We start from the raw sequence: 19,224 nt of genomic DNA on the forward strand, positions 1-19,224 counted from the left end.
CGCTCACGGGTCTCGGTGTCGTACTTCCTCGGTGCTGGCATGATTTCATTCTCCTGGTTCAATCAGGAGTCTCCACCCGACCCAGGACAGTTCACTTCTGATCGGAACCGAGGAATGGCTGGTACGGCACGAGTTGCGGATGCCCGCCGCCCTGCGGGCGGAACGGGACCCTCGTCTTGTCATACACCGTGATGTAGTTCGCGAACGTAGCCACCTGGCCGTCCAGCAGGTTGATGCTGATCTTGTCGCCGTGACCGGTTCGGTCACGCAACCGCAGGGCCGCGCACACCCCGAAGCCGAGGAGGAAGGATCCGACGAAGTCGGCGATCGGAACCCCGACCTTCACCGGACCACCACCGACCTCACCGGTGACGCCCATCAACCCGCTCATTGCTTGCGCCAGGATGTCCATGCCCGGCTGGTGGGCGCGGGGCCCGGTTTCCCCGAAAGCGGTGATCGAGCAGTAAATCATGCGGTCGTTGAGCTTGCTCAGCGTGTCGTAATCGATGTCCATCCGCTCGACGGCGTCCGGCCGGAACGCGACGACGAAGACGTCGGCGTCGCGGACCAGGCGGGTGAGCACCTCGTAGCCCTGCTCGCTCTTCAGGTCCAATGCGATGGATCGCTTGCTGCGATTGACCCCGAAGAAGTAGGCGCTCTCACCCTCACCGAAAGCGCTGTCGACATGCCGGAAGCTGTCGCCCTCGAGGGGTTCGACCTTGATCACGTCGGCCCCGAGGTCGCCGAGCAGGGAGGTGCCGTAGGGACCGGCTCCGACCTGAGAGAGGTCTACAACCCGTACACCGGTCAAGGGGAGGTTGTCATCGGTGCCGGCCAGGCCGACCACTCGGTCGTCATTCTTCGACACTGTGCACGCTCCTTGTCATGATGTCGTTCGGTGGCAGGGACCCCGTGGCCGGTCTCGAACCAGTCCTGATCGGGACGGACGATTGCGGTCAGAGTCCTTGCGCCGGGCGGATTCGTTCACGTTCGGTCGTCGGAGTTCACCAGCCACCGAAGGACAACCCGCCGTTGACGCTTACCGTCTGGCCGTTGATTTGTCCGGCTTGGTCGGAGACCAGGAACGTCACCACGTCGGCGACCTCGTCGACGGTCGGCGGCCGCCCCTGCGGGAATCGTTCGGCGGCCTTCGCGAACAGCTTCTGCTGGAAGTTCTTGTTGGAGAAGATGCGATCCCACGACGGGGTGCCCGACGTCAGTGTCATGGCGACGCTGTTGACCCGGATCTGCCAGCGGGCGAACTCCTTGGCGAACACTTTGGTCATCAGGATGTATGCGGCACCTGCCGCACCCATCACCGATTCCCCCGGTGTCGGGTGTCGTGCGGCGTCGGTGGAGAGCATGACGATGGAGCCACCGCGGACGCGCAGTGCCGGAATGGCGGCGTGGACCGGGAAAAGTCGGGGGTACAGGCGCGAGTTGAACGCCGCCTGGATCTCCTCGGGGGTCATCTCCGCGAACGGTTTGGCGCCGGGCTGCCCCTCCGCCCCGGCACTGATGACGATGTCGAGAGCGCCACCGCTCCGCGCGGCGGCCCGGTCGACGGCCGCGCCGATACTGCCGGCGTCTCCGGAATCGGCGGCCTCGAAGTGGACGTCGTCGGATACCGCCTTCAGTCGAGCCAGTGCGTCCTCAGCACGTTCGGGGGTGCGACCGGTCACGGTGACGCTGGCACCGGCGCGCGCCAGCCGGATGCCGGCCTCGAGCCCCACGCCGCCCGTGCCGCCGCTGATGAAGGCTGCTTTCCCTGCCAGCTCGTTCTGCTTCATAGATGTTCGCCTTTCGAGATTGTTGCCGCGACTTCAGTGTCGCAGCAATAGATTTCAGATTCAGGAGGAGTAGCTCGCCCGCAACGTTGCGCGGTGTTCCGGTGCAGCAACCGCGATGAGGCGTTCCGCGCGCTCACGGAGAGTTGTCGCACGGAGGTCGGCGATGCCGAATTCCGTTACCACTAGGTCGATGTCGCTCTGCAGCGAGGTCACCGGACCACTGAGCCTGCCGACGATCTGGCTGGTGTCCCCGGACGGACTCGTGGCCGCCATCGCGACGATGGCAAGACCGGACTTCGCAAGACGGGTGGCGCGAAAGGTATCTACCTGGCTGCCCACGGCACCGACGTAGCGCCCCTTGATCACCTCGGAGTTGACCTGGCCGAGGAGATCGACCTCCAGCGCCGAGTTGACCGCGACGTAGGGGTTGCACTCTGCCACTGCCGTCGCTGACAGGAGCTCGCTTATCGGCACGAACCGGATCGCGTCGGAGTCGTGGACGAACGAGTACAGTTCTGGGTCGCCCAAAGCCATCCCCGTCACGCAGGCTCCTTCCGCGGTGTCCAGGGCACCAGCATTGTGCAGGTCGAGCAGCCAGTTGCCGACCAGGCCGGAGCGCACCCGGAGTCGGTGGTGGCCACGGAGTTCGGTCGCGATCGCGTCTGCCAATGTGCCGATCCCGAGCTGGATCGTCGCACCGTCGGGGATCGCGGAGGCGACGTTGCGGGACAGAGCCCGCTCGGCCGTCGACGGCGGCCGGGAGGGAGTGCCCACGACGGGACGGTCGGTGGTGATCGATGCTGTGATCTGCGAGCGGTGCAGCCGCCATTGCGCGCGCGTCGACGGCAGGTTCTCATTGATCTCCGCGAGAACCACCCGGGCCGACTGCGCTGCGAGAGCCGCGTAGTCCACGGAGGGTCCCACACTGTGGTACCCGTCCGCGTCGGCAGGTGGTAGCTGCAGCAGGACGACATCGGCTGGGATTCGCCCGCTGATGACGTGCTGTTCGAGCTGGCTGTAGTGGCATGGCATGACGTCCATCAGCCCGTTGGCCGCCAGCGGCCGCAAGGGACCGTGCGCCGCATATCCGACAACCCGCGGCCGACCGGCGGTGACCTTCCCCCACGCATCGCTGAGCGAATAGCCGCATACCGCCGTCAGTCGCTCACACTCACCCGCCGCCTCGATGAGCCGTGCGACGAGTTCCGGAGGTTCCGCGGCTGCCTGACCGATCACCACTGTGTCGCCGGGCATGAGGTGGTCCGCCATGCGCAGATCCACCAGCGGATCCCCCTGCCGCACCCGTTCGGGCACACCGAGATCAGCAGACCGTGCGGTGGTCCGGGCGGGGGCCGTGCGCGAATGGAGGTGTTCCTGCAGGTCCCTTGGACGCTGCTGTCGGGTACTCATGGGCACTATCGTGCGCCGATGAGACTCCGATCACGTGGGGGCAAATACCTGAATACGTACCTGTACCCGGTTGAGCTCACTTCTGGGTCTGGCCCCGCTCGGTCACCCACGCCGCGATCTGAGCACGTGAGCGGAAGCCGAGCTTGTTGAGGATACGTTCGACGTGACCTTCCGCTGTCCTTTGTGCGATCACCAGTTTGACGGCGATGTCGCGGTTGCTCATTCCGCGCGCAACAAGCTCGGCAACCTCGGTCTCTCGTGGAGTGAGTCGGACAGACTCAGAGGGTGCGCGCGTCGCAGGCGGTTCGCTGTGTCCACCGACCGCGTACTCGAGTGTCTCCTCGTCGGAGAATCCGGCACCGCGACTGAACGCAGCCTGGTATCGGGCTTCGCTCAGTGCTCGGCGAATCGTCTGATCGACTGGTTCGGTGTTCAGGCTGCGAACCACGGCCTTCGCGAAGAGGGCCGCGGTGGCGCGCCATGTCGTGTCCGCCGCTCCACGCAGACACGCGGCACGCTCGTAGTCACCTGCAGACGTAGCTGCACAGGCCAGACCTTCACAGCACATCGCGATTCCGGCGACGAAGCCGACCGAATCGTAGAGCCTCACTGCTTCACGTAGTCGCGCAGTCGCTCGTTCCTGGTCTCCGTTCCACCAGTCCTGGAGCCCGGCAATCCACAGACCACTCGCGGTGCGGAAGGGCGAACCATGCTCTTTCGCCAGTGCGAGCGATGCCTCCGCGAACTCGGATGCTCGGTCATCTCTCATCCCGAAGGCTGTGACGGCCGCCCGGTACAGGGCTTCACAGGCCCCGGCAGCGTTGCCCACCTCCCGGCAAATAGCTGCGGCTTCCCGTGCGAGTTCGAGCGTTCGAGCACTGTCGCCCCGGAAGAAACTGGCTCTCGCGATGCTGCAGGCAGCGTCGGCAAGGACCTGCTGAAGGCCCAACTGCTTTGCCAGAGCTTCGGACTCGACTGCCCGCCGCTCCCCTTCGTCGCCGTCGCCCGTGAGTGATGCGGCATAGCTGCACGCCGCCAAGGCGCGAGCCCTGATCTCGCTCGGTTCGAGGTCGAGATCCAGTGCTGTGCTCAGCCACCGGTACTCCTCGACGACGAAACTCGCCCCCACCCGATAGAGTTGCAGTGGAGAGACGATCTCGAGAACCGCCGTGAAGTCCTGCAACTCGGTTTGGCAAAACTGCACGGCGGCACGAATGTTCGCATGTTCCCTCCGCACACTGCGCGACCACTCGAGTTCACGTGGGCTGAAGTAATCCGTGCTACCCCGGAGCGCGAGAGCACGGAAGTAATCGCGGTGACGCAACCGCACAGCGCGCTCCTCGCCGGACTCACGCGACCGCTCGGCACCGAACTCACGAAGAAGCCCGAGCATTTGCAGTCGTGCGTCACGTCCGTGGGCTTCGCCGTCCCTGGTCACAATCGACTTGTCGACGAGCCCTGCGATCAGGTCGAAGACCTCGTTCCGAGGAACGCTGCCGCCGGCGCACACTTCCTCGGCGGCGCCCACCGTGAACCCGTCCGCGAACACCGACAGCCGTGCCCACAGGATTTGCTCGGTCGACGAGCACAGGCGGTAACTCCAGTCGAGGGTCGATTCCAGCGTTCGGTGCCGCTCCGGGGTAGTGCGCAGTGTGCTCACCAGCACGTGCAGCGAATCGTCGAGTCTGCGGAGAATGTCCTCCAGTGAGTAGGCCCGTAAGCGGGCCGCGGCGAGCTCGATCGCCAGTGGAACGCCGTCGAGGCGTTGGCAGATCCCTGTCACGAGCTCCCGGTTGCCCTCGTCGACCGCGAAACCGGGAAGCGCCGTGGTCGCACGCTCGGCGAAAAGAGTGACGGCATCGGAACCCGCGGCAATCGGCCGATCGGGCATAGGAGTGGACAGCGGGCGGACAGGAAGCACCACTTCACCCTCCACACCCAGCACCTGTCGGCTCGTGGCCAGGATGCGGAGTGTGGGCACTGATGCGAGGAGAGTGCCGAGCAACGCGGCGACCGAGTCGATGATGTGTTCGCAGTTGTCGACGATCAGCAGCAGCTGCTTGCCCTGCAAGTGCTCGACAAGGTCAGTCACTGGGGAGGTCGTGGTATGGAACAGTCCGAGCGCGGAGCCGATGACCGACGGGGCCATCTCACCGTTGGCAAGGTCGTCCAGCTCGACCAGCCACGCGCCATCGGGGAACGAGCGACGCGCCTCGACAGCGATCTGACGCGCCATGCGGCTTTTACCGATCCCACCGGGACCAGCCAAGGTCAGTAAGCGGGCGGTCCGCAGGAGTTGCCCGGCTTCGGCAAGCTCACGGCGGCGGCCGACGAAGCTCGTGACCTCAGCCGGTAGGTTTCCTGGAACGCGCTCCGTCATGCTCGCATCGTGCCACCAGCCCGTGCGACTGTGAACCGGGCCGCCAGTTTCACTCCCTCTCGCTGTGGAATGGTCTGTACAGGACTCCCGACGAGGACGATGCACCGTGGGAGGAGGCGCCATGACGGGTGCCGTGAAGCCGGCCAACAGCCTCCTGCTGGGGAGCCTTCGATCGGGAAGCCGATGGGCCGGCACGTCGGGACGACGAGGAGCCCGGTCAGCTGAGTTGGTCTTTCTGCACGTGCGTGTCCAGTCGGTCGGACTGAATGTCGTGAGACTGTTCGGTTTCCCAGGAAGCAAGGAAACGGAGAGCCTCATGTGAGCGGCTTCGAGGCGGTGCGGTCATGATCATGATGGATTGTTGCGGGTCGTGTGGGCAGGTGAGCATCTGCCAATCAAGAGTGATCTCGCCGGCTACCGGATGACGGAAGCGTTTGGTGCCGAAGGTCTTATGGGCGACGTTATGCGAGACCCACCAACGACTGAAGTCTTTGTCGCGGACGGACAGCTCCCCGACCAGCGCCTGGAGATCAGGATCGGTGGGCGCGTGGGCGGTGTCCATGCGGATAAAAGCCACGCACTCGCGAGCGCTGTCTTCCCAGTCCACATAGAGGTCCCGGATGTGCGGGTCGAGAAAGGTCAGGCGCAACATATTGCGGTCGGCGGACGGCAGGGCGGAAAAGTCGGTATAGAGGGCTGCGGCGAGCGCGTTCCAGGCTAGGACCTGCATGTGGCGTCCGAGGACGAGCGCGGGGGCATTGGTGAGGTTTTCCAATAGAACTTGGGTCTGGGCATGAACACGCTGAGCGGCGGATCTGCGTCCCCGGGCGATGTTGGGCTTCCTGGCCAGCTGACGGAGGTAGCTGGTTTGATCCGGGCTCAAACGTAGAGCTTGGGCAATCGCATCCAGTGAAGCGGCGGACGCACCGGACAGGCGCCCTTGTTCGATGCGGGTGTAGTAATCGGTGCTGATCGAGGCGAGTTGGGCGACTTCCTCCCGTCGCAGACCAGGGACACGGCGATGGTCGGTGCTGGGCAGGCCGACATCGGCGGGGGTGACTTCGGCGCGTCGGGCTCGCAGAAATCTGCCCAGCTCGCTACCCGTGATCTGTCGTGGGTTCATAGCTTCCGATTTTTCCTTGTCGGTTCAATTCCTGGGAGGGCAAATTCCTCCCCTGGAACCCACACGCACCTCGGACGTCGGTGGCCCTGTTGCGGGCGGATGGCCTGCAGCCCGAGCAGACGATCGACCAACTGTTCGACACCCATATCAATTTCCGATGTCAGGGAGTTCAAGAGCCGATTCCACGGCGCCGTACTGTTTGCACAGTACGGCTACCGTCCGTGGAGCGAAGGCTGGTAGGTCCGCTTTCGTCCCTCTGACTCAGTTGGACGTGAGGTTCTCTCGGAAGAAGCCGGTCAGCTTCGTCACGACCTCCGGCACGTATTCCTCCTTGTCGTAGAGGTCGATATGGGTGGCACCTTCGATCCAGTACAACTCCTTCGGCTCGTTCGCCTTTTCGATCGCTTCGCGGCTGAAATACGCGGTATCGGCTTCCGTGCCGGCAATCATCAGCAGTGGGCGCGGTGAAATGAGATGGATGAGGTCATACGAGGAGTACTGAGCGATCTGATCGACGCTTCGGGCGACCCACCAGTTCGGCGAGTTGGGATGCTGGGCGCGAGGGGTGCGGTAATAGTCGCGGCCCTGTCGGTACAGAGTGGGCATGCCCTCGGCCTCCTCCTCTGTTTCAGGGACGACGCGCAGCAAACGGGGCTCCTTTCCGAGAGCTTCCTCGGTACGGTCCATCCCTGCATCGTCGAGCATCCCACGGATGACGTCTTCGCTCTGGCCCCCGCCGAGGCCCTCACGGAACAGTGCGCCCATGTCGGCGCCGCTGACGGTGGCCACGGCCTTGATGCGGTGCTCGGTTTGGGCGGCGTACGGGACGTATCCTCCGGAGGCGCAGATGCCGAGAGCACCGATGCGCTCTGGATCGACCTCATCGCGTGTCGTCAGATAGGTAACGGCACTCTTGACGTCCTCGGCACGGGCAAAGGGGTTTTCGAGGAAGCGCGGCTCGCCTTCACTCTCTCCCTGGTAGGAGGCGTCGAAGGTTAATGCGACGAACCCCTCGTCCGCCAGCTTGGCGGCGTAGAGGCCGGCGGTCTGTTCCTTCACACCACCAAAGGGGTGGGACACGACGATCGCAGGGCGACGCTCGCTCGTGGTGTCATCATCGGGGGTGTAAAGCTGCCCAGCGAGCATAAGCCCATTGCTTGGGAACTTGACCTCTGTTTTCATCTTCATCTCCTGGTGAGGGTGCAAACGAGTTCTCGAGGGACCTCAGCGTGCAATTAGTGGGCGCTTTAAGCATCTCGGCTGGCTGGCCACATAATGACCCTTACACAGCCGCGAGCGGCTCAACAGGGGAAGTTTCGTCCAGGGAAGGATCCTTCCCCCCTTGCCGGAAGGTGTGCTCCTGCGACAATCGCCGCGTGTCCTCCAGCGTGCGCCGGTGCCCCTCCCGAAGCTTGGGAGGTGGGCTTGGGGCGGATGCGGTTGGCGGGCACTCGACGGCGTCCTGACCGATATTGCTAGCGCTTCGTGTGCGCTGGTCCTTGCAGCCCGTTCGTCATGAGCCGGACCATCACGTCGGTGGTGTGGGCGATGGATGTCCGGACCGTATCTGGCCATTTGGTGATCTGCTCGGAAGTGTGCACGACGAAAAGGTGGAGGACGAACGGGTCGATGTCCTTGCGGATCTCGCCGGACTCGACAGCTGCGATCACCAACTGGTCCCATAGGGATGAGAACGCCTCGAGTTCCGGACGCAAGCGTTCACGCATGTCCCGGGGGAGGTCCCGGTAGCTGCGGATATGTGCCGGCGACATGCTGCCGATCTCGAGCCGCACCTTCACGAACGCGCGAATAGCGGCGAACAGACGTTCTCCCGCAGTGGCTGGGTTGGGCAGGTCTGCCACTGACTGTCGCACTCGTTCGTGGGCCACGCGGACGCCGCCATCCAGCGCCTCCTCGACCAGCGCCTCCTTGGAGTCGAAGTGGTAGTAGAGGCTTCCGGTTTGCATGCCGGCCTCCGCTGCGATTGCAGATAACCTCGTGTGCTGATACCCGGTCTCGGCGAGGACCTTGCCCGCGGCGGCGATGATCCGCGCCCGGGTCACCTCCGATTTGGACATGGGCGCCGCGGTGACGTCGTCGTGCTCGGTCGCGGTCATCTGACTCCTCGTGTCGGGCTCGTCCGGACGCCTGTAATTGCCGTTGAATTCTGCAACGGCATTAGATTGTCGTTCCAGTCTAGGCGGAGTCGCCGGATCCGCGTGTTCTCGACGTCGCCGTCGTTCTGGACTGTGCCCACCGAGGTCAGCGGTCGATCGGTGGTAGTCGCGCTGCGCCATCGGCGAATCGGACGCCGGTGGAGAGGAGACCAGATACGGCCACTCGCCGTCGGCGGAATGGGGCACCGCTCACCGGGCGGCGTACGGGGAGCGGGGAACCGGCGTCAGGTCACACCCGGCTGGACCTCGTAGCCGGCGATCGTGTCGGAGAAAGTGTTGGCGAAGTAGATGAAGCGGCCTCATTGCTGGAGACCGGTCGTGCGGGATCCTCCTCGTCTACCGGCACCAGATCTTGTCTGTGGGCCGGATTGCGGACTAAGTCGCCCACGCCGTTGCGTCTCACTCCACTTTAATCTAAGGTTTCGTTAGAAATCTTCGCTGCTATGAGGTCCTTGAATTCGAGGAGCGCAGCAACGTCAACGGCTCGGGCATCTCGGTGGGAGATCCTGTCGAGGCCGCCGGCGTCCGCATCCTGGCGACCAGGCTCCGCGAGTTGGAGCGTCGGGCAGGCCGCTACGCGATCGAGACCATGTGTATCGGCGGCGGCCAGGGCCTCGCAGCGACCTTTCAACGTCCTGATCACATCAACGACTTACCGCGGCAAAGCCTGCGGAAGACCAGCCAAGCGTGAAACCCGCCATATATGAAGGAGAAGGCGAAATGGCAATTCTCAAGACCGATCTCTGCGATCTGCTGAACATCGAGTATCCGATTCTGCAGGCCGGCATGGGCGGTGTGGCCTTCGGTCCACTGGCCGCGGCCGTCTCCAAAGCCGGAGGCCTCGGCACTATCGCGGCGATCTCGCCGACGCCCGAGCGGGTCGAGGAGGAGATCAAGTACGTGCGCAGTGTGACCGACAAGCCGGTGTGCGTGGACATCGGTTTTCCGCCGCGTGCACCCCAGAAGCCGGAGCCGGTCAAGCACGAGGATCTGCCCGATCCCATCAGGGAGTTGCAAGCAGAGGTCGAAGCGCTGGGCGTCGAGGTCAAGCCGGTCGATGACCAGGCGATGGGTATCGACGATGCCAAGCGCAAGATGGAGATCTGCGAGCGGTACGGAGTCGAGGTCATCGCGTGTGCGCTGGGTACGCCGGAGTGGGCGGTACAGCACGCACACAGCTGGGGCGCCAAGACCATCTCGATGGTCGGTCGGGCCTCGCATGCGAAGCGCGCGATCGCGAACGGCACGGACATCGTCGTCGTGCAGGGTACCGAGGGCGGTGGGCACACTGGTGACGTCGGTCTGGTGACGTTGCTGTCGGAGGTTCTCGAGTTCGCCACCGTTCCGGTGGTTGCTGCCGGTGGTCTGGTGACCGGCGCGCAGATCGCCGGTGTGCTGACCCAGGGCGCGCAGGGCGCCTGGATCGGCACTCGGTTCATCAACACCGAGGAGTCGAGCGTCGGGCCGAATTACAAGCAGTCGATCGTGGAGGCCGATCACGACACCACGATCCGTTCGCTGCTCTTCGACGGTCTGTACGTGCGCCAGCTGCAAAACCGTTTCACTGACGTGTGGCATGGCCGCGAGGATCAGTTGCTCGGTTATCCGATGCAGCGCGTGGCCATCGGCCCGGTGCGATTCGCCGCTGCCGAAGCCGATCTCAAGAACCAGCAGGCGCTGCCCGCTGGACAGGGCTCGGGTCTCATCCGCGATGTCCTGCCGGCCGGCCAGGTGCTCGAGCGTCTCGTCCAAGAGACTGCGGAAGCCCTCGACGCATCCAGTGGGCGAATCAAGTACTCGCAGTAGATCGTCGCGGGTGGCGTCGGCCTGAACAGGTCGGCGCCACCCAGGCCATCGGAGCCCGGGCACGCGGACCTCCGCCGAGCGACATCCCGACGAAAGGTCTTCCGTGTCTCTGTCTGCGTTCTACCGAGTCGATTCCCACGTCCCCGCGTCTCCCGAACGCGAGATTCTGAGTCCGTTGCCTCGTGCCTTTGGAGGATGGGGGAGCCGCATGCTGCGCGGCATGGCGGTGAGCGGGGTGTTGGCCCGAGCGGCGGAACGCAGAGTCGCCGACCTCGGTCGGTCCGACCTGTCTCCGGCAAGATGGACCCTCGATCTGTTCCGTCCGGCTGGCGAGTCACCGTGCTCAGTCGCCACCACGGTCTTGCGCCAAGGCCGCAGGCTCTGTCTGCTCGACGCCACACTGATGCAAGACGGCGCCGCGGTGGCCCGTGGGACAGCACTGTTCCTGCGTCCAACAGAGTTGCCGCACAGCGGTATCGACGTGATTGCGGAGGTCCCGCAGCCGCCTCCGCCGATTGGCGGTATCGAACGCCTCTATCGCCGGCACGAGGGGGACTGGCTCACGGACGGCGCAGTGCCGCGCGACGCACACGCCAAGAGCGTCTGGCACTTCCCGGTACCGATCGTCGAAGGCGAAGACCTGACGCCGTTCCAGGCCGCAGCGGCTGCCGCCGATATCACCAATGCGGTGGCGAACGCAGGACCTGACGGCTTGGCGTTCATCAACGCCGATCTGACGATGAATATCGTCCGCCGTCCCACCGAGACCGCGGTGGGCATGACGCTCGCGGAGCGGTTCGAGAGCGACGGGTTGTCGGCCGGGGTGGCCACGATGTTCGACTCCGCCGGGGGATTCGGTTCGGTGTCGGTGTCCTGCCTTCAGCAGCGGCCCATTGTGCTGCAGTAGGTGATGCTCGAGCAATGATCAGCGCGGTGAGGCCGACTTCCCGGATCGCAGAGTCAGAACGGGTTGAGTGCTGACCGAGGCGTCGGGAGAGGTTGACGCTGCTGACGATGCGGAGTGGAGGAGTCGACCTCAGGACATCTCGAGCCGGCATTGTTCCGGCGCACGAGAGTTGTCGATGACGCAGAACCGGTTGCCCTCGGTGTCCTCCAGCACGACGAAGTCCGAGTCCTCGGGGTACCGGTCCCACGGCACCCGCTGCGCGCCGAGACCGACGAGTCGTTCGATTTCCGCGGCCTGGTCCTCGCTGTCGCGGGCGTGCAGGTCGAGGTGCAGCCGTGGCTCGGGTTCCGCGTCGTGTTCGCTCTGCTGGATCGCCAGCAGAAGTCGGCCGTCGGGCAGGGACAGGTTGGTGAAGTTGTTGTCGCCGACCGGCGGGAGCGCAGTCAGTCCGAGTGCCTCGGTCCAGAACCTGGTTGCACGCCCGACGTCGCGTGCCCCGATCACGGTCGTTCCCAAGATGAGCATGAACCGAACTTATCCGCTGCGCCGGGCCGGGGTGGACGATGTGGGGTGTGGAATTCGAGGACCTGGTGTTGCGACCACTCGCCGAGCGGTTGTGCCGCGTCGACGGCGTCGTCGGCGTCACCCTCGGCGGCAGCCGCGCCCGAGGGACACACACGGCGGAATCCGACTACGACCTGGGCGTCTACTACCGCGGGGCCCTCGACACCGACAGGCTGAACGACCTCGCGCAGGAGTGGGCGGGCGCCGGGGCATCGGCGACCCGGACGGGTGAGTGGGGGCCGTGGGTCGACGGCGGGGCGTGGCTGTCGTTCGACGGCAGGGCGGTGGACTGGCTGTACCGCGACCTCGACCGGGTGACCGCGGTATGGCGGGACGCGCAACAGGGTGTGTACGGGTTCCACGCCCAGACCGGTCACCCGTTCGGGTTCGCGGACTTCGCCTACGCGGGTGAACTCGCGTCGGCGGTGATCCTCGCCGATCCGTCCGGACGTATCACTGCTCTTCACGCCGACATGCAGCACTACCCGGACCCGCTGCGCGAAGCCCTGGTGCGGCGACTGTGGGAGGCGGACTTCGTCACCGTGCTGGCCCGCAAGGCGATCCCGCGCGCCGATGCGACGTATGTGGCGGGCTGCCTGTTCCGCGCGGTATGCCTGTGCGCGCACGCCCTCCACGCGCACGCCCGGCGCTGGTTGACCAACGAGAAGGGCGCCGTTGCCGCCGCCGGTGCCCTGCCGAACGCACCCACCGACTTCACCTATCGTGCCCACGTCGTCCTCGGCCGGCTCGGAACGACGCCCGACGAACTGACCGCCGCCCTCACCCTGGCCGAACAACTCGTCGAGGACACCCGCAACGCCTGTCCCCTGACGTGAGCGTGCGAACCCTCAGGCGTTCTCCCCGAACCGTCCGCGGGCCTCGACCGGAATCAGCGGCTTCTCCGCCCGCGCCTTGATCTGCTGGACCGCCCACGTATTGCCGTCGGGATCGGCGAATCCGAAGAACGTTCCCCCGTCACGCTCGTCGAACACGGTGATCTCACTGACCTCGACGCCCCTATCGAGCAACTCCTGGCGAGCCGCGGCGGCGTCGGCGACCACCAACTGCAGTCCCCTCATCGACCCCGCCGACATCTCCGTGTGCGACGGGAGGTCACCGATCACGATCGAGCACCCCGAACCGGCCGGGGTCAGCTGAACGACGTGCATGTGCTCGTTGGTGGTGTCGTGGTCGAGATGGAATCCGAGCTTGTCGCGGTAGAACGCAACGGAACGATCGATGTCACTGACGGGCAGAACGACCACTTCGAGTGTCCAGTCCATGATGCGAGTTCCTCCGTATAGGTGAGGAGCGAAATTGCTCCGCATCAGATGGTGGCGCATCGGGGGCGTCGTCGCCGTCGTTCTGCCGAGAAATCGGGGCTACCAGCTGCGCAACCGGTCCGGGATGACGCGGACGAGCGTCGAGTAGTCCTGCCGGAACTTCTCGGGCGTGTAGTCCAGACCGGCCATGTCCTCGCGGTACTTCTCGACGTAGGTCTCCCACTCCTCCGGCGACGGACCGTCCGCGTCGACGCGGGCTTTCCCGGTGAACACCGACACGTCACCGCCGCTGTGGCTGCTGTTGAAATTGAGCGCTACCTGCGGATTCCTGGCGATGTTCGCCAGCTTGGCGGTGCCCGGTTGGCTGAAGATCAGGAACTCGGTGCCCGACCAGCTGAACCACACCGGGGTCGGAACCGGCGTGTCGTTGCGACCGATGGTCGTCAGCCACACGATGGCTTCGTGGGCCAGCCGGTCGGCGACGGATTCGGTGATCGCGGACGCTGAAAGAGTCATGGCGTTCTCCTGTGTCGTTTCCGATGATCACCCGGTATCAACCGCCGGCGAGTGCGCGATCTTCCCGATTCACCCCGCACGGGTGATGGGGCTGCGAGCGCCGCGGGACACCATGGTTTCATGGGCATTCCGTTCGAGGACGTTGCACAAGGGTTCACGCCTGCGCACCCCGGTTTGGCGCGATCTGCCGGAGTTCCCGCCGTACTTGCCGGCGAAAGCTACGTGGAGGCGCTCGCCCGAGTCGTCTACTACTGGGGCTATCCGGCGGTGGACACCTTCGGCCGAACCAACATGTGGGACCTGATGGAAGGCAAGACCGGCCTGCAACTCGGAATCCTGCCCGGCGCAGCCAGGAACTACACCGGTGCCCTCATCGACTACATGAGCCCGGCGCAACGATGGGTGGTCACCCCCAACAACGACACGATCTACGGTGCCGGATTCGCCGACCTCTCCACCGACGCCGCGGTGATTCAAACACCGACAGAGGTGCCCGACGGGCATTACTGGACGATCCAGATCGTCGACGTCATGACCAACGTCGTCCACCAATTGGGATCGGCCGGCGGCACTCCCGGTGGAAAATTCCTGCTCGTCGGTCCCACCTGGGCAGGCGACAAGCCCGACGGCTTCCTCGAAATCCTCCGAGTACCGACGAACGTGGCCGGCGTCTTCCCGCGCAGTTTCGCAGCGCACTCGGCCGCGTCCAAGCGGCAGGCCCGATCGGTACTCGACCAGATCGGAATGTACCCTCTCAGCGAAAACCAGCCCGGCCAGCGCTCATTCGGCTACGAGGCCAACGCCCGCAACGCGATCTTTCCGCCCGGACTCACCGCCGACGTGCTCGCAGCCGATCCCGACGCCAGCCGACCGCAATGGGTGAAGCCGGAAACCTTCTGGATCGACCTCGGCAGGATGCTCGACTTCAACCCCGACGTGGGCGCACTCGACACGCCGATGGCCGATCAAGCACGCACCCTGGTCGCGTTGCACCGGTCCAACGACGCCTACTGCGCACTGCTCGACCGCGCCGCGCTCGGTGCCGACGTGGCCTTGCACCAGTCGGCGACATACGTTCAGGTCGGGGTGGATGCCGGTAACGGATGGCAGCGGCAGCGCAATGGTGGCCTGTGGGGAACCGACTGGTTCGGACGGGCCCTGGCAGCGGTGATCTATATCTACGTCAACGACTTTCACGAGGCGGTCTACCTCATCCGGGGCACCGACAACAACGGTGCGTTGCTGCACGGCCGCGAGCACTACACGATGACGTTCGCCGAGGGCGCACTTCCCCCGGTCGACCGCGGCCGCGGCGGCTTCTGGTCCCTGACGATGTACGACAAGGACGCCTTCATGCTCGCCAATGCCCCGGGCGGACGCGTAAACCTCGGCACCGTCAACCTCGACGCCGGCGATCTCACCTTCGGCGACGGAACGCTCACCCTGCACCTGTGCCACGACGAACCCACCGACCCGGACGCCCGCGCGAACTGGCTACCCGCACCCGACGACGAGTTCCGGCTCATCATCAGGGCCTACGTTCCCGACAAGTCCATTCTCGACAGCACCTACCATTTCCCGGACGTCGTTCGAACCGCAGACAAGTAGGGGGCGAGAAAGACCGCCACCTCACACGCATTGGCTCCCGATTCAGGGGACAGGTCACCCGTGCGCGTGCAGTGGCTTTCCCGACAACGCCAGCATCGCTTCGCCCAACGCTTCGTTCTGGGTGGGGTGCGCATGGATGAATGGCGCGACGTCGGTGGGCAGAGCTTCCCAGGCAACAGCCAGTTGGGCCTCACCGATCAGCTCACCGACTCGGTCGCCGACCATGTGCACACCCACGACAGGGCCGGGGTCGCCGGCTCGGACGACCTTGATTCCACCCGAGGTCTTCAGGATCTGGCTCTTGCCGTTTCCTGCGAGGTCGTACACGACAGACGTGACGTCGCCGTACCGCTCGCGGGCGGCATCCTCGGTGAGTCCGACGGACGCGACCTCGGGGTGCGAGTACGTCACTCGCGGAACGAGATGCTCGGCCACGGGAACGGGATCGAGGCCGGCGATGTCCTCTGCAACGAAAATGCCCTGCTGAAAGCCGCGGTGCGCCAGTTGAAGTCCGGCCACGATGTCCCCGACGGCATACACACCGTCGACGTGGGTGCGCAGCCGCTCGTCGGTGACGACGAACCCCCGGTCCAGTGTGATCCCATGTTCGGCGAATCCACTGTCGCCGGTGCGCGGACCGCGTCCCACCGCCACCAGCAGAATCTCCGCCTCGAGGGTTTCGCCGTCCTCGAGTTCCACGAGAACGCCGTCCGCGGTTTCCTTTGCCGCCGCGACCGTCACGCCCGTGCGGGCGGCGATGCCGCGCTTGCGGAACGCGCGTTCGAGTTGCTTCGAACACCACGTATCCTCCGCGGCGACCAGGCGGGGGAGCGCCTCGACGACAGTTACCTCCGCGCCGAACGACGCCCAGACACTGGCGAACTCGACTCCGATCACGCCGCCGCCGAGAACGATGGCCTTGTTCGGGACGAACCCGAGGTTCAGTGCGTCGTCGCTGGTGACGATGCGCTCACCGAGCTCGATGGACGGGACCGTCCGGGCGTAGGAGCCGGTCGCGAGCACCACGGACGTCCCGGTGTAGCGGGTGCCGTTCACCTCGATCGTCCTGTCTCCGAGATACTTTCCGTACCCGTTCACGACGCTGATCTTGTGATGGGCGACCAGGCCCTGCAGCCCCTTGTGCAACCGGTCGATCGTGCCGTTCTTGTACCGGTGCACCGCCTCGATGTCGATGCCGTCGAACGTCGTTCGCACGCCGAACGCGGCACCGGTCCGCGCGGTGTCGGCGACCTCGGCGGAATGAAGCAGCGCTTTGGTCGGGATACAGCCCCGGTGCAGGCAGGTTCCGCCGATCTTGTCCGCCTCGATCAGCGTGACCGACACCCCGAGCTGCGCGGCCCGGAAGGCGCAGGCGTAGCCGCCCGAGCCACCACCGAGGATCAGGACGTCACTGTGCGTGTCGGTCATCTACAGCCTCCCCAGCACGGTGATCGGATTCTCGATGTAGTCGGCGAACAATCTGAGGAACCCGCCTGCAACACCGCCGTCGCACACCCGGTGATCGAAGCTCAGCGACACCTGGGTGACCTTCCGAACGGCCAACTGCCCGTCCACCACCCACGGCTTGTCGATGATGCGGCCGACACCGAGGATCGCCGCCTCGGGATGGTTGATGATCGGGGTCGAGCCGTCCACACCGAAGACGCCGTAGTTGTTGAGGGTGAATGTGCCACCGGTCAACCGTGCCGGCGGGAGCGTCCCCTCACGGGCCAGCGCCGTGGTGTCCCGCAGTTGCCGGGCGAGTTCGACAGTGGTGAGCGAGTCGGCTTTCTCGATCACCGGGACGACCAGGCCACGTGGCGTTTGCGCCGCGATGCCGAGGTGGACGTGACCGTATCGGACGATCTCGTTGCGTTCGGTGTCGACGGTCGAGTTCAGTTCCGGGTACTGCTTCAGCGCCGCGAGGGCCAGGCGGGCGAGCAGGGCCATCAGGCTGACGTTCTCAGCATCCGGCAGCGCAGCGTTGATCGTGCGACGGGCCTGCAAGAGTTCGGTGGCATCCACGTCCACCCAGGTGGTGGCGTCGGGGATCTCCCGTCGGCTCGTCGACAGCTTGTCGGCGACCGCCTTCCGCAGACCCTTGATCGGAATCCGCTGGGCGTCGGCCGTCTCGGGTGGCGTGGCGAGTGCCCGCTCGACGTCGGCGCGGTTGATCACACCGCCGGGACCGCTCCCGGACAGCCGCGACAGATCCAGATCGTTCTGCCGCGCGAGGTTGCGGACGATCGGCGAGATGACCCGTCGCGCAACACCGGTGTGTTCCCGCGGCGGTGTGACCTCGCGGTTCACGCCGACCCGCCGCCGACGCCGCCCGGTGTCCTCGCTTGTGCCGTAGCCGATCAAGACGTTGCCAGAGCCGGCTCGTTCTTCTTCGCGGTACTGCTCGTGTGTGGCATGTGTTCCGCTGACGGTGATCAGTGGGGTGCCGACCTTCAGTGTCGAGCCTTCGTCGCCGTGCAGGGAGATCACCGTGCCCTCGAAGGGAATCGGCACCTCGACCGCGGCTTTCGCGGTTTCGACCTCGACGACCACCTGGTCGATGGTGACGGTGTCGCCGACCCGGACTTTCCATTCGGCGATGTCGGCCTCGGTGAGTCCTTCTCCGAGGTCGGGGAGGAGAAACACTTGATCGTTCATGCGGTCACCGCCCACTGGGTGTCGACGTTGTCGTTCCACTGCAGTCGGTCGACGCTGTCGAGGACACGGTCGACGCTCGGCAGGTGGAGGCGTTCGAGTTTCGGTGCCGGGTATGGGATGTCGAACCCGCTGACCCGCAGCACCGGCGCATGCAGGTGATGGAAGCAGCGTTCCTGGACGCGGGCGGCGATCTCGGCGCCGACACCGGCGAACCCCTGTGCCTCCTGAATGACGATGCAGCGGCCGGTCTTCCGGACCGAGGCCATGACTGTCTCGTCGTCGAACGGCACGATCGAACGCAGGTCGATCACCTCGATGTCGCGACCCTCCGCCGCGGCCGCTTCGGCGGACTCGAGCGCGACGGTCACCGACGGCCCGTACGCGACGATGGTCGCGTCCCGGCCGGAACGCCGGACGGCGGCCTGCCCGATCGGCGCGCCCACCGCGAGATCGACGTCGGCGCGGGAGAAGTACAGGCGTTTCGGCTCGAGGAAGATCACAGGGTCCGGGTCGTCGATCGCCTCACGCAGCAGGGTGTAGGCGTCCTCGACGGTGGATGGGGCCACGACCTTCAGGCCGGGGGTGTGGGCGTAATAGCCCTCGCTGGAGTCGCAGTGGTGCTCGACCCCGCCGATGCCGCCCGCGAACGGGATTCGGATGACGATCGGCACGGACAGCGCCCCTTTCGTGCGGTTCCGGATCTTCGCGACGTGGGAGACGATCTGCTCGAACGCCGGGTAGGCGAACGCGTCGAACTGCATTTCGACGACCGGCTTGAACCCGGACATCGCCATGCCGATCGCGAAGCCGATGATGCCGGATTCGGCGAGCGGGGTGTCGAAGCACCGGTCGTCGCCGAAGTCGCGGGTCAGGCCGTCGGTGACGCGGAAGACCCCGCCGAGGGTGCCGACGTCCTCGCCGAAGACGACGACGTTCTCGTCGGCGACGAGGGCGTCACGCAGTGCGGTGTTCAAGGCCTGGGCCATGGTGAGCACGGGCATG

At 65.4% G+C, this 19,224-nt stretch carries 17 protein-coding genes and 1 pseudogene; 5 read left to right on the forward strand and 13 right to left on the reverse strand.

What is annotated here, in order from left to right:
* Nucleotides 1-91: 91 nt before the first annotated feature.
* The 7 genes from ACFWAY_RS20300 to ACFWAY_RS20330 all read right to left on the reverse strand — a co-directional run bounded on the left by ACFWAY_RS20300 (nt 92) and on the right by ACFWAY_RS20330 (nt 8,820).
* Nucleotides 92-868, reverse strand: a complete 777-nt coding sequence (locus tag ACFWAY_RS20300; protein ID WP_378511851.1) for a CaiB/BaiF CoA transferase family protein — start codon at nt 866-868, stop codon at nt 92-94.
* A gap of 136 nt (nt 869-1,004) precedes the next feature.
* A complete protein-coding gene (locus ACFWAY_RS20305; protein WP_378511852.1) occupies nt 1,005-1,790 on the reverse strand; it encodes an SDR family NAD(P)-dependent oxidoreductase in 786 nt (261 codons plus the stop codon).
* A 60-nt stretch (nt 1,791-1,850) separates the two neighbouring features.
* Nucleotides 1,851-3,200: an acetyl-CoA hydrolase/transferase family protein gene (locus ACFWAY_RS20310; protein WP_378511853.1), complete on the reverse strand. Its 1,350-nt coding sequence runs from the start codon at nt 3,198-3,200 to the stop codon at nt 1,851-1,853.
* Between the two features lie 76 nt (nt 3,201-3,276).
* Nucleotides 3,277-5,580, reverse strand: a complete 2,304-nt coding sequence (locus ACFWAY_RS20315; protein ID WP_378511854.1) for an ATP-binding protein — start codon at nt 5,578-5,580, stop codon at nt 3,277-3,279.
* Nucleotides 5,581-5,797: 217 nt separating this feature from the next.
* Entirely contained in the window at nt 5,798-6,703 is a 906-nt protein-coding gene (locus tag ACFWAY_RS20320; RefSeq protein ID WP_378511855.1) for a helix-turn-helix transcriptional regulator, read from the reverse strand.
* A gap of 261 nt (nt 6,704-6,964) precedes the next feature.
* The gene (locus ACFWAY_RS20325) at nt 6,965-7,885 is read right to left on the reverse strand and encodes an alpha/beta hydrolase (RefSeq protein ID WP_378511856.1); all 921 of its coding nucleotides are present in this window, start codon (nt 7,883-7,885) and stop codon (nt 6,965-6,967) included.
* A 293-nt stretch (nt 7,886-8,178) separates the two neighbouring features.
* On the reverse strand, nt 8,179-8,820 hold the full coding sequence (locus ACFWAY_RS20330; protein WP_378511857.1) for a TetR/AcrR family transcriptional regulator: 642 nt from the start codon (nt 8,818-8,820) through the stop codon (nt 8,179-8,181).
* Between the two features lie 508 nt (nt 8,821-9,328).
* On the opposite strand from ACFWAY_RS20330, the pseudogene ACFWAY_RS20335 reads away from it, so the two are divergent.
* The 3 genes and pseudogenes from ACFWAY_RS20335 to ACFWAY_RS20345 all read left to right on the forward strand — a co-directional run.
* Nucleotides 9,329-9,571, forward strand: a pseudogene (locus ACFWAY_RS20335) (hypothetical protein); the annotation flags it as partial.
* Nucleotides 9,572-9,600: 29 nt separating this feature from the next.
* Entirely contained in the window at nt 9,601-10,686 is a 1,086-nt protein-coding gene (locus ACFWAY_RS20340; protein ID WP_378511858.1) for an NAD(P)H-dependent flavin oxidoreductase, read from the forward strand.
* 208 nt (nt 10,687-10,894) lie between these two features.
* Complete coding sequence (locus ACFWAY_RS20345) at nt 10,895-11,593, forward strand: acyl-CoA thioesterase domain-containing protein (protein ID WP_378511859.1); 699 nt, start codon at nt 10,895-10,897, stop codon at nt 11,591-11,593.
* A gap of 129 nt (nt 11,594-11,722) precedes the next feature.
* On the opposite strand, the gene ACFWAY_RS20350 is transcribed toward ACFWAY_RS20345, so the two are convergent.
* Nucleotides 11,723-12,118: a VOC family protein gene (locus ACFWAY_RS20350; protein ID WP_378456936.1), complete on the reverse strand. Its 396-nt coding sequence runs from the start codon at nt 12,116-12,118 to the stop codon at nt 11,723-11,725.
* A gap of 38 nt (nt 12,119-12,156) precedes the next feature.
* On the opposite strand from ACFWAY_RS20350, the gene ACFWAY_RS20355 reads away from it, so the two are divergent.
* Nucleotides 12,157-12,993, forward strand: a complete 837-nt coding sequence (locus tag ACFWAY_RS20355) for a nucleotidyltransferase domain-containing protein (protein WP_378511860.1) — start codon at nt 12,157-12,159, stop codon at nt 12,991-12,993.
* A 12-nt stretch (nt 12,994-13,005) separates the two neighbouring features.
* Here the strand turns inward: ACFWAY_RS20355 and ACFWAY_RS20360 are convergent, their stop codons facing one another.
* Both ACFWAY_RS20360 and ACFWAY_RS20365 read right to left on the reverse strand, forming a co-directional pair.
* Complete coding sequence (locus tag ACFWAY_RS20360; protein WP_378511861.1) at nt 13,006-13,440, reverse strand: VOC family protein; 435 nt, start codon at nt 13,438-13,440, stop codon at nt 13,006-13,008.
* Nucleotides 13,441-13,539: 99 nt separating this feature from the next.
* Nucleotides 13,540-13,956: a TIGR03667 family PPOX class F420-dependent oxidoreductase gene (locus ACFWAY_RS20365; RefSeq protein WP_378511862.1), complete on the reverse strand. Its 417-nt coding sequence runs from the start codon at nt 13,954-13,956 to the stop codon at nt 13,540-13,542.
* 120 nt (nt 13,957-14,076) lie between these two features.
* Here ACFWAY_RS20365 and ACFWAY_RS20370 point away from each other — a divergent pair, with 120 nt between their 5' ends.
* Nucleotides 14,077-15,564, forward strand: a complete 1,488-nt coding sequence (locus ACFWAY_RS20370; protein WP_378511863.1) for a DUF1254 domain-containing protein — start codon at nt 14,077-14,079, stop codon at nt 15,562-15,564.
* 54 nt (nt 15,565-15,618) lie between these two features.
* Here ACFWAY_RS20370 and lpdA read toward each other — a convergent pair whose 3' ends face one another.
* Genes lpdA through ACFWAY_RS20385 form a run of 3 tightly spaced genes read right to left on the reverse strand, consistent with a single transcriptional unit; the run spans nt 15,619 to nt 19,223 of the window.
* Nucleotides 15,619-16,992, reverse strand: coding sequence for a dihydrolipoyl dehydrogenase (lpdA, locus tag ACFWAY_RS20375; RefSeq protein ID WP_378511864.1), 1,374 nt, complete (start codon nt 16,990-16,992; stop codon nt 15,619-15,621).
* Nucleotides 16,993-18,222, reverse strand: coding sequence for a dihydrolipoamide acetyltransferase family protein (locus tag ACFWAY_RS20380; protein ID WP_378511865.1), 1,230 nt, complete (start codon nt 18,220-18,222; stop codon nt 16,993-16,995).
* Nucleotides 18,219-19,223 carry an alpha-ketoacid dehydrogenase subunit beta gene (locus tag ACFWAY_RS20385; RefSeq protein WP_378456942.1) on the reverse strand — a complete coding sequence of 335 codons (1,005 nt, stop codon included), beginning with the start codon at nt 19,221-19,223 and terminating at the stop codon, nt 18,219-18,221. Before ACFWAY_RS20385 ends, ACFWAY_RS20380 begins: the two co-directional genes overlap by 4 nt.
* Nucleotide 19,224 lies beyond the last annotated feature (1 nt).

Origin of the sequence: Rhodococcus sp. NPDC059968, from assembly GCF_042738615.1 — a bacterium.
Taxonomy (GTDB): Bacteria; Actinomycetota; Actinomycetes; order Mycobacteriales; family Mycobacteriaceae; genus Rhodococcus_F.

What these genes read in the sequence shown, in the direction of transcription:
- ACFWAY_RS20330 (WP_378511857.1), bottom strand. Translation starts at nt 8,820, where the DNA reads ATGACCGCGACCGAGCACGACGACGTCACCGCGGCGCCCATGTCCAAA.
- ACFWAY_RS20305 (WP_378511852.1), bottom strand. Translation starts at nt 1,790, where the DNA reads ATGAAGCAGAACGAGCTGGCAGGGAAAGCAGCCTTCATCAGCGGCGGC.
- ACFWAY_RS20355 (WP_378511860.1), top strand. Translation starts at nt 12,157, where the DNA reads ATGTGGGGTGTGGAATTCGAGGACCTGGTGTTGCGACCACTCGCCGAG.
- ACFWAY_RS20360 (WP_378511861.1), bottom strand. Translation starts at nt 13,440, where the DNA reads ATGGACTGGACACTCGAAGTGGTCGTTCTGCCCGTCAGTGACATCGAT.
- ACFWAY_RS20325 (WP_378511856.1), bottom strand. Translation starts at nt 7,885, where the DNA reads ATGAAAACAGAGGTCAAGTTCCCAAGCAATGGGCTTATGCTCGCTGGG.
- ACFWAY_RS20380 (WP_378511865.1), bottom strand. Translation starts at nt 18,222, where the DNA reads ATGAACGATCAAGTGTTTCTCCTCCCCGACCTCGGAGAAGGACTCACC.
- ACFWAY_RS20345 (WP_378511859.1), top strand. Translation starts at nt 10,895, where the DNA reads ATGCTGCGCGGCATGGCGGTGAGCGGGGTGTTGGCCCGAGCGGCGGAA.
- ACFWAY_RS20370 (WP_378511863.1), top strand. Translation starts at nt 14,077, where the DNA reads ATGGGCATTCCGTTCGAGGACGTTGCACAAGGGTTCACGCCTGCGCAC.
- ACFWAY_RS20310 (WP_378511853.1), bottom strand. Translation starts at nt 3,200, where the DNA reads ATGAGTACCCGACAGCAGCGTCCAAGGGACCTGCAGGAACACCTCCAT.
- ACFWAY_RS20320 (WP_378511855.1), bottom strand. Translation starts at nt 6,703, where the DNA reads ATGAACCCACGACAGATCACGGGTAGCGAGCTGGGCAGATTTCTGCGA.
- ACFWAY_RS20315 (WP_378511854.1), bottom strand. Translation starts at nt 5,580, where the DNA reads ATGACGGAGCGCGTTCCAGGAAACCTACCGGCTGAGGTCACGAGCTTC.
- lpdA (WP_378511864.1), bottom strand. Translation starts at nt 16,992, where the DNA reads ATGACCGACACGCACAGTGACGTCCTGATCCTCGGTGGTGGCTCGGGC.
- ACFWAY_RS20340 (WP_378511858.1), top strand. Translation starts at nt 9,601, where the DNA reads ATGGCAATTCTCAAGACCGATCTCTGCGATCTGCTGAACATCGAGTAT.
- ACFWAY_RS20365 (WP_378511862.1), bottom strand. Translation starts at nt 13,956, where the DNA reads ATGACTCTTTCAGCGTCCGCGATCACCGAATCCGTCGCCGACCGGCTG.
- ACFWAY_RS20385 (WP_378456942.1), bottom strand. Translation starts at nt 19,223, where the DNA reads ATGCCCGTGCTCACCATGGCCCAGGCCTTGAACACCGCACTGCGTGAC.
- ACFWAY_RS20350 (WP_378456936.1), bottom strand. Translation starts at nt 12,118, where the DNA reads ATGCTCATCTTGGGAACGACCGTGATCGGGGCACGCGACGTCGGGCGT.